The sequence below is a fragment of the Acidimicrobiales bacterium genome, assembly GCA_035533595.1.
Taxonomy (GTDB): domain Bacteria; phylum Actinomycetota; class Acidimicrobiia; order Acidimicrobiales; family Bog-793; genus DATLTN01.
Map to the genome: position 1 here is coordinate 20832 of DATLTN010000073.1, position 7697 is coordinate 28528.

General features: G+C 67.8%; 8 protein-coding genes and 1 pseudogene. 7 read left to right on the forward strand and 2 right to left on the reverse strand.

Annotated features, from left to right (window positions below; genetic code table 11):
• The first annotated feature begins 105 nt into the window (after nt 1-105).
• Both VNF07_13695 and VNF07_13700 read left to right on the forward strand, forming a co-directional pair.
• Nucleotides 106-1044, forward strand: a complete 939-nt coding sequence (locus VNF07_13695; GenBank protein HVB07291.1) for a LysR family transcriptional regulator — start codon at nt 106-108, stop codon at nt 1042-1044.
• Between the two features lie 76 nt (nt 1045-1120).
• A complete protein-coding gene (locus VNF07_13700; GenBank protein HVB07292.1) occupies nt 1121-1513 on the forward strand; it encodes a hypothetical protein in 393 nt (130 codons plus the stop codon).
• Between the two features lie 16 nt (nt 1514-1529).
• On the opposite strand, the gene VNF07_13705 is transcribed toward VNF07_13700, so the two are convergent.
• On the reverse strand, nt 1530-1796 hold the full coding sequence (locus VNF07_13705; protein HVB07293.1) for a hypothetical protein: 267 nt from the start codon (nt 1794-1796) through the stop codon (nt 1530-1532).
• Between the two features lie 126 nt (nt 1797-1922).
• Between VNF07_13705 and VNF07_13710 the strand changes: the two genes are divergently transcribed.
• From VNF07_13710 to VNF07_13720, 3 genes are read left to right on the forward strand one after another with little or no spacing between them, the layout of a single operon-like run.
• The gene (locus VNF07_13710; protein HVB07294.1) at nt 1923-4259 is read left to right on the forward strand and encodes a xanthine dehydrogenase family protein molybdopterin-binding subunit; all 2337 of its coding nucleotides are present in this window, start codon (nt 1923-1925) and stop codon (nt 4257-4259) included.
• Nucleotides 4256-4723 (forward strand): (2Fe-2S)-binding protein, encoded by a 468-nt coding sequence (locus VNF07_13715; protein HVB07295.1) that lies wholly within the window; start codon nt 4256-4258, stop codon nt 4721-4723. The genes VNF07_13710 and VNF07_13715 overlap by 4 nt, the downstream gene beginning before the upstream one ends.
• The gene (locus VNF07_13720) at nt 4720-5556 is read left to right on the forward strand and encodes a xanthine dehydrogenase family protein subunit M (protein ID HVB07296.1); all 837 of its coding nucleotides are present in this window, start codon (nt 4720-4722) and stop codon (nt 5554-5556) included. Before VNF07_13715 ends, VNF07_13720 begins: the two co-directional genes overlap by 4 nt.
• A 69-nt stretch (nt 5557-5625) precedes the next feature.
• On the opposite strand, the gene VNF07_13725 is transcribed toward VNF07_13720, so the two are convergent.
• Nucleotides 5626-6015, reverse strand: coding sequence for a hypothetical protein (locus tag VNF07_13725; protein HVB07297.1), 390 nt, complete (start codon nt 6013-6015; stop codon nt 5626-5628).
• A gap of 473 nt (nt 6016-6488) precedes the next feature.
• Between VNF07_13725 and VNF07_13730 the strand changes: the two genes are divergently transcribed.
• Nucleotides 6489-6824 carry a hypothetical protein gene (locus VNF07_13730; protein HVB07298.1) on the forward strand — a complete coding sequence of 112 codons (336 nt, stop codon included), beginning with the start codon at nt 6489-6491 and terminating at the stop codon, nt 6822-6824.
• Nucleotides 6825-7510, forward strand: a pseudogene (locus VNF07_13735) (nucleotidyl transferase AbiEii/AbiGii toxin family protein). It abuts the gene before it with no gap.
• Nucleotides 7511-7697 lie beyond the last annotated feature (187 nt).

The following is a 7697-nucleotide window of genomic DNA, read 5'->3' on the forward strand; positions in this document are numbered from 1 at the left end:
GCGGTGGCCCTGAGCTGGGAGCATGAAGCGCGGCTTCACGCCCCGTCAGCAACCGTTGCTGGTGCTGACGCCGGTCGGCCGTGATGCTCGTGGCGAGGAGGAACGGTGATCGACGTCCAGCGACTGAAGACCCTGAAGGCCGTGATCGAGCACGGGACGGTGGTCGCCGCCGCCGGCGCGCTCGCCTACACCCCCTCGGCGATCAGTCAGCAGGTCGCCGCGCTCGAGCGCGAGACGGGGCTGCAGCTCTTCCAGCGGACGAGCCGCGGCCTGCGCCCGACGCACGCCGCGATGGTGCTCGTCGAGCAGGCGTCGCGCGTGCTCGGCGAGCTCGCCGAGGTGGACGCGGTGGTCGAGGCGCTCCGCAAGGGCGCCTCGGCGCGCGTGCGGGTGGTCGCTTTCCAGACCGCCTCGATCACCGCTGTCCCGGTGGCGACGGCGCAGTTCTCCGCGAGGTTCCCGGCGGTGCAGGTCGAGCTCGGCGTCTCGGAGACCGACCTCGCCCTCGACCGCGTGGAGAACGGTGAGGTCGACCTCGCCGTCGTCATCGTTCCCTTCGACGTGCAGACGGCGAACAACACCCGCGTCGCCTACCAACACCTGCTGACCGACGACTTCTCCGCGGTGGTGCCGGCCGGCCACCCGCTCGCCGCCGGCTGTGAGATCGACCTCGCCGACCTGAGCGGCGAGCGGTGGATCTCCACCTCGGGGAACCCGCACTGGTGCTCGCTGATCGTCGGCGCGGCCTGCCGGGAGGCGGGCTTCGAGCCCGGTTACGCCTATCACGGCGACGACTACGCGATGACCCAGGCGCTCGTCGCCGCCGGTCTCGGGGTCGCCCTCGTCCCGAGCCTCGTGCTCGCGAACGGGAGCCACCCGGGCGCCGTCGGCCTGCCCCTGAAGGGACCGCCGGTGCAGCGCGAGATCTACGCCGTGACGCGCGCCGCAGGACGGCCCGCCTACGTCGACGGCTTCCTCGGCTGTCTCGTCGCGGCCTTCGCTGAGCACGAGGGCGACGCCGGGGAGCAGGTCCGCTCGGCCTGACCCTCCGCCGCCCCCTCCCGGGCGCCGGGTCGCCCGCTGGGGCAGGATGCTCGGGAGCCCTCTGATCGGAGCGACGATGGCGGAGCACTTCGGCTTCAGGATCGACCCCCGCTACTGGCCCGTGCTCGCCCCCTTCGGGCTGCGGCCGCGCCGCGACGGGGTGACGCTCACCGAGGAAGGCGCCCTCGAGGCGCGCCTCGGCTTCGTGAGGCTCGCGACGCCGCTCAGCAACGTCACGGGCGCGCACGTGACGCGCAACTACCGCTGGTGGACCGCCCCCGGCGTGCGCCTCTCCGGCGCCGACGACGGGCTGAGCTTCGGCACCAACCGCGAGGCCGGCGTCTGCATCCACTTCGCCGAGAAGGTCCCCTCGCGGCTGCGGAAGAGCGGCCACTCCGCGCTCACCGTCACCGTCGCCGAGCCGGAGCGCCTCGCCGAGGTGCTCGGCGGCGAGGCCGCCCCGGGGTAGCCCCCAGCCGCACGCGCTAGAGCACGGCTCGCAGGAAGGCGCGGGTGCGTTCGTGCGCCGGGCGGTCGATGACCTCAGCGGCTGTCCCCCGCTCGACGACGACCCCCTGGTCCATGAAGACGACCTGATCGTCGACCTCGCGGGCGAAGGCGATCTCGTGCGTCACACAGATCATCGTCATCCCGCCGAGAGCGGCGCGCCGCATCACCGCGAGGACCTCGCCGACGAGCTCGGGGTCGAGCGCGGAGGTGGGCTCGTCGAAGAGCATCAGCTTCGGCTCCATCCGCTTCCGCGTCCCCCCCTGCTACTGCGCTTTCGCGCTACTCAGAGTGGTGGAATCGGTTTGTCAAGTTGCACATCCCCGAATTTTCTATCCCACTCCTTGTCGGGCGAACCGCGCATCCCTAGCGTGATCGCAGAACGATCCCAAGGGGGCGTCATGGCTCGAGCGGGTTCCATTCTCGGTAACGCCGTAGTACGGCTGGAGGACCCGACGCTGCTGACGGGCGCGGGGAACTACCTCGACGATCTCGATCCGCCTGGGGCGGTGCGAATCGTTTTCGTCCGGTCGTCGATTGCGCACGGCGTATTGCGATCCGTCAACGTTGACGCGGCAAGGGCAATGCCGGGCGTACTGGCCGTTTATCACGCCGGCGGCAACGACCTCGGGCTCGCGCCGTTCCAATCCTTCCCGATGATCTCGGAGTCCTTGAGTCGACCGCCGTTCGCCCGCGACCGCGTCCGCTTCGTCGGTGACATCGTGGCAGCGGTCGTCGCCGAGACCCGTGCTCAAGGCATCGACGCCGCTGAGTCGGTCGTGGTCGAGATCGACCCGCTGCCGGTCGTGATCTCGAAGACCGCGGCTCTTGGTGCCGACGCTCCGCTGCTCTTCCCCGACAACGGGAACAACGTTTGTTTCGTTACCTCCTTCGGTACCGACGAGGACCCGATCGAAGGCGCAGCGGTCGTGGCCGAGGTCGAGATGGTGAGCCAGCGCCTTGCCGGGGTGCCCATGGAACCGAACGGCTGCGTCATGGTGCCGGGCGAGCCGACCGGGGGGATCACCTGCTGGGTATCGCATCAGGCGCCTCGTTCTGTGCTCGAGGTCCTGGTGGGCGTGCTCGGACTCGAGCCGGAAGCCTTGCGCGTGGTGTGCCCCTGGGTCGGCGGCGGATTCGGCCCGAAGGCCGCGATCTACGTTGAATACCTCATCGCCGCAGCGGCGGCGATGCAGCTGAACCTTCCCGTGAAGTGGGTCGAGACCCGCTCTGAGGACATGGTGGCGCTCGTCCATGGGCGCGACTACACGATGAACGCCAAGCTGGGACTGACGAGACAAGGCAAGATCACCGGGCTCGACGCCAGCGTCCTCGCGTCGGGTGGGGCGTACCCGCTCCTTGGTGCCGTGTTGCCGATGCTCACTCAGATCATGTCGGTGGGCGTCTACGACATCCCAAAGGTGCGCTTCCAGGGCACCTCGGTCGTGACGAACACCACTCCCGTCGGCCCGTACCGAGGAGCGGGCCGCCCCGAGGCAACTCAACTCATCGAGAGGGTCCTCGACGTGGCCGCGGACCAGCTGGAGATCGACCCGGCGGAGATCCGGCGCCGGAACTTCCTCGACCCGGCCGCCTTCCCGCTCACCACCCTCACGGGCGGTGCGTACGACTCGGGCGAGTATGCGAAGGCGCTTGACGCCGCGCTTGTCGCCTCCGGCTACGAGGAGTTGCGGACAGAACAGGCACTACGACGCGCCGCCGGCGATCCTGTGCAACTGGGCATCGGCGTATCTGCCTATGTCGAGGTGACCGCTCCGCTCGGCCTCCATGTCGAGTTCGGCGCCGTCGAGGTCCACGAGGACGGCACGGCATCGATGGCAGTCGGCACGAGCTCGCACGGCCAAGGTCACCACACCGCGTTCGCCATGATCGCGAGCGACGTGCTCGGCATCCCGATGGATCAGATTCGGCTCGTCAATTCCGACACCGCCGCTGTGCCCCGGGGCGCGGGCACGATGGGGTCGCGCTCGCTGCAGACGGCGGGCAACGCAATATTCGCCTCCTCCACGGCCGTGCTCGTCCGAGCCCAGCAGATCGCCGCTCACACGCTGGAGGCCAGCCCTGAGGACATCGTCACCGGCGAGGGCGGCCTGCACATCGCGGGCGTGCCCGGCAGGACCATCTCATGGGAGGAGCTTGCAGTCGCTTCACGCGACGCGACGCAGCTCCCCGAGGGTCTCGCGCCCGGCCCGCTCCGTCACGAAGGTGACTTCGACGGCACCAACTCCACATACCCCTTTGGGGCGCACGTGTCGGTGGTCGAGGTGGACACCGAGACGGGCAAGGTGACGCTGCGGCGCCATATCGCCGTCGATGACTGCGGGCGCATCCTCAATCCTCTCCTCGTCCGCGGCCAGCAGCACGGCGGGATCGCCCAGGGCGTGGCGCAGGCGCTGTTCGAGTGGGTCCGCTACGACGACGACGGCAATCCGCTGACGACCAATCTCATCGACTACGCGATGCCGGCCGCAAGCGAGTTCCCGAGCTTCGAGGCCTCCAATACCGAGACCGACAGCCCCCGCAATCCGCTCGGTGCCAAGGGCATCGGCGAGTCGGGCACGATCGGTTCGACACCGGCCGTACAGAATGCCGTCGTCGACGCCCTTTCGTACCTCGGGGTCCGTCACGTCGACATGCCATGCACGCCGGAACGCGTGTGGCTCGCGATCGAGGCAGTGCGGCCATGAAGGTAACGGTCACGGTGAACGGTCAGGTCGAGGACCATGACGTCGAACCTCGCCAGCTCCTCGTCCATTTCATCCGAGAGACCGTCGGCCTCACCGGGACGAACGTTGGCTGCGACACCTCGTCGTGCGGCGCGTGCACCGTGCTGCTCGACGGCGACAGCGTGAAGTCCTGCACGGTCCTCGCCGCGCAGGCCGACGGATGCGCGATCACGACGATCGAGGGTCTTGCCGACGCCGACGGGACGTTGCATCCGATGCAGGAGGCGTTCCGAGAGCATCACGGTCTGCAGTGCGGCTACTGCACTCCCGGGATGGTGATGGCGGCCGTCTCGCTGATCGCGGAGCACCCGGGACTCGACGAGGCGGGCGTTCGGGCCGGCCTTGAAGGCAACCTGTGCCGATGCACGGGCTACCACAACATCGTCCAGGCGGTTCTTGCGGCATCTGCGGCGGCGTCCCGATGATCCCCGCCTCGTTCGAGTACCGCCGAGCGGGTTCGGCCGCCGAGGCTCTTGCGCTGCTCGCCGAGCACGGCGACGACGCGAAGATCCTCGCCGGCGGGCACTCTTTGCTGCCGCTCATGAAGTTGCGCCTCGCTTCTCCCTCGCTCCTCGTCGACGTCGGCCGGATCCCGGAGCTGGCCTACATCGATGACCGCGGCGATCAAGTTGTGGTCGGCGCCCTCACGCGGCACTGCGACGTCCAGCGATCCGCGCTGCTTCAGGCCGAGGTCCCTCTGCTCGCGCACGTCGCTGGCGTCGTCGGGGATCCACAGGTCCGCCATCGTGGAACCATCGGTGGCTCGATCGCCCACGGCGACCCCGCCTCGGATCTCCCGGCAGCCGTGCTCGCTCTCGGGGCGACGCTGGTCATCAGCGGCCCGGCTGGCGTTCGAGAGGTCCGCGCTGAGGAGTTCTTCCGCGGTTTCCTCGAGACCGCGATTGGTCCCGACGAGCTTCTCACCGAGATCCGCCTGTCGAAGATGGGTGGAGCGGGCTGGTCCTACCAAAAGTTCAACCTACGAGCCCAGGACTGGGCCATCGTCGGCGTGGCCGCCGTCGGCGCTCAAGCCGGCGGAGGCATTGCGCTTGTCAACATGGCGACCACCCCAGTCCGTGCATCGACGGTCGAAAAGGCGGTGGCTGCGGGTGCATCGGCTGGCGACGCGGCGAACTTCTCGTCGGCAGGCCTCGATCCACCTTCTGATCTCAACGCTTCAGCTGCGTTCCGCCGCCACTTGGCCGGTGTCCTGGTACGCCGAGCGCTCCAGGAGGTCGAAGCTCGAACCCGCTCTTGAGGCGGTTGCCGCACCCGCGCGTGCGTGTATCACGAATAGTGCTACACGCCCAATATGGCTCAAGCGATCTCAGTGCGGCTTGACGATGCTGCGGTCCTGGCGCTGCGGTCGCTTGAAGCCTCGGGCCTGACGCGTTCGGAGGCCATTCGATCGGCTCTCATCGAGTCTGCCAAGCGACGCCGCCGAAGTTCTGAGTTGTCGGCCGAGGTTGCGGCTTTGGAGGCGGATGAAGCGGATCGGGCTGAGATGCTCGGGGCCGCCGGCTGAATGGAGCAGATGCGTGCTGCGCGGTGATGTCCACCGGTTCTCATTGCTGAAGGCGTTGGTCAAGAGCAACGCGGGGAGCGCTTCGGGATCGTTATCCAGGCCGACGAGTTCCGCCCCCCATTCCGTGGTGATCGTGGCACCGACGTCGCAGAGCGCCCGACCGGCGTCGTTTCGCCCGGAGGTCGAGATCAACGGCGCGGTTACCCGAGTGCTGGTTGAGCAGATCGGCGCGGTCGACGCGCAGCGTTTGGGAGGGCTGGCGGGGCATCTCAGTCCAGAAGAGCTCTGGGGTGTGGATGAGGCGCTGATGACTGTCCTGGGGCTGGGGCAACACCGAGTAATCCCGCCATACGGGGAATCGGCAAAGCGTCCGCGCGTCGCTGACGAGCGAATCTCGGCTTCGGGCTCCTGACCAAGGCACTCCACGCGCCCGCGAGCTACCGAATGATCCCAAAAATGACTTCAGGCTCGGGTTCGCCGCCCCTTTTGGGGTTTCGCGAACACAGAGCCCGTAGTTACGTGAACATCTCGCGGTTGGATGTTCGCGAAACGTCCTGAGGTGAGGGAACCTCCGACGGCATGAGGTCTCCACAGGTAAGGAGGGCAGTCTCCACACGGCGGGACGCTGACGGGCGGTCGTAGTCGCCGCCCGTATGATTTCGGGCATGGACCACAGCCGCAGTCCACGGCTCGGACCGGCGTCGCGCCCGGTCGCCACGCCCGACGATCTGCACGACGTCACGTCCGTAAAGGCGTCTGGCCTCATCGAGTTGCCCCTCCATATTTCGTGGAGTGAGCCATCCATCACCTACGACCTCGACCGGCGAGAGGACCGCTTGCGTGTCTACGAGCAGGTTCTTCGCGAGGGGACCGACGACGATGTGCGCTACTTCGTCGACGTCGAGGAGCTGGAGAGCGTGCTGGATGAGCTCGTGCTTCCCCCGTACGTGCGCGCCGCGTGGTCGGAGTGGTTTCACCGACATGGACGAATTCGAACTTGAGTGCTGAGCCCACTGCAGGAGCGGGTTGCGCGGCTTGTCGGAGGGCTAACGGAGGCTGAGGATTTCGCCTTGGCCGGGGGCGCAGCTCTCATTGTTCGGGGCGACGTCGACCGCCGAACGCGTGATCTCGACTTTTTCGGTCTGAGCGCTGGCGCTGTGGACCAACTCGTACCTGTCGTCGAACGGGCACTGCTCCATGTGGGCCTGAGCGTCGAGCGGGTGATCGTCCACTCGGGATTTGCACGGTTGCTCGTGGGCGACGGCCGGGACCGGACCGAGCTCGATCTCGGAAGCGATGGCGACTATTCCCCGCCGAGGAGGGCCCCGGCTTTCCCCTCCTGTCGGGCGAGGAACTTGCTGTCGACAAGCTGCTCGCGCTCTTCGGCCGCGCCGAAGCCCGGGATTTCGCAGACCTGCTGTTAGTGGTCGATCGTTACGGGCTCGATCGCCTGCTTGATCTCGCCACCGAGAAAGACAGTGGCTTTGACGCGAACGTGTTCACCGAGATGCTCGGAAGGATTGACCGGCTGCCGCGGGCGGCGTTCCCGCTCGACGACTTGCGATATCAGGAACTTCAGGTGGCCGTAGCGACCTGGAGGGACCGTGCGCTCGCCCACGAGCGAGGTCGGGACGCAGTTCGTGGCAGTCGCCGCGAACTCGGCCCTGACCTCGGACTCGATCTGTAGATGACTTCAGGCTCCGGTTCGCGGCCCCTTTTGGGGGTTTCGCGAACACTCGACTTTCGCAGTTTTGAGGCCGCTCGGCCCTACTCCTGAGGGCCGGTAGTCCGGGATCGCCGGGCCCGGGTGACCGCGGCCGTAGGTCTCGTGCCCGGCTTCGGACGCGACCCGGCATCGGCTGGCTCGACGAGCC

What these genes read in the sequence shown, in the direction of transcription:
- VNF07_13720 (HVB07296.1), top strand. Translation starts at nt 4,720, where the DNA reads ATGATCCCCGCCTCGTTCGAGTACCGCCGAGCGGGTTCGGCCGCCGAG.
- VNF07_13715 (HVB07295.1), top strand. Translation starts at nt 4,256, where the DNA reads ATGAAGGTAACGGTCACGGTGAACGGTCAGGTCGAGGACCATGACGTC.
- VNF07_13700 (HVB07292.1), top strand. Translation starts at nt 1,121, where the DNA reads ATGGCGGAGCACTTCGGCTTCAGGATCGACCCCCGCTACTGGCCCGTG.
- VNF07_13730 (HVB07298.1), top strand. Translation starts at nt 6,489, where the DNA reads ATGGACCACAGCCGCAGTCCACGGCTCGGACCGGCGTCGCGCCCGGTC.
- VNF07_13705 (HVB07293.1), bottom strand. Translation starts at nt 1,796, where the DNA reads ATGGAGCCGAAGCTGATGCTCTTCGACGAGCCCACCTCCGCGCTCGAC.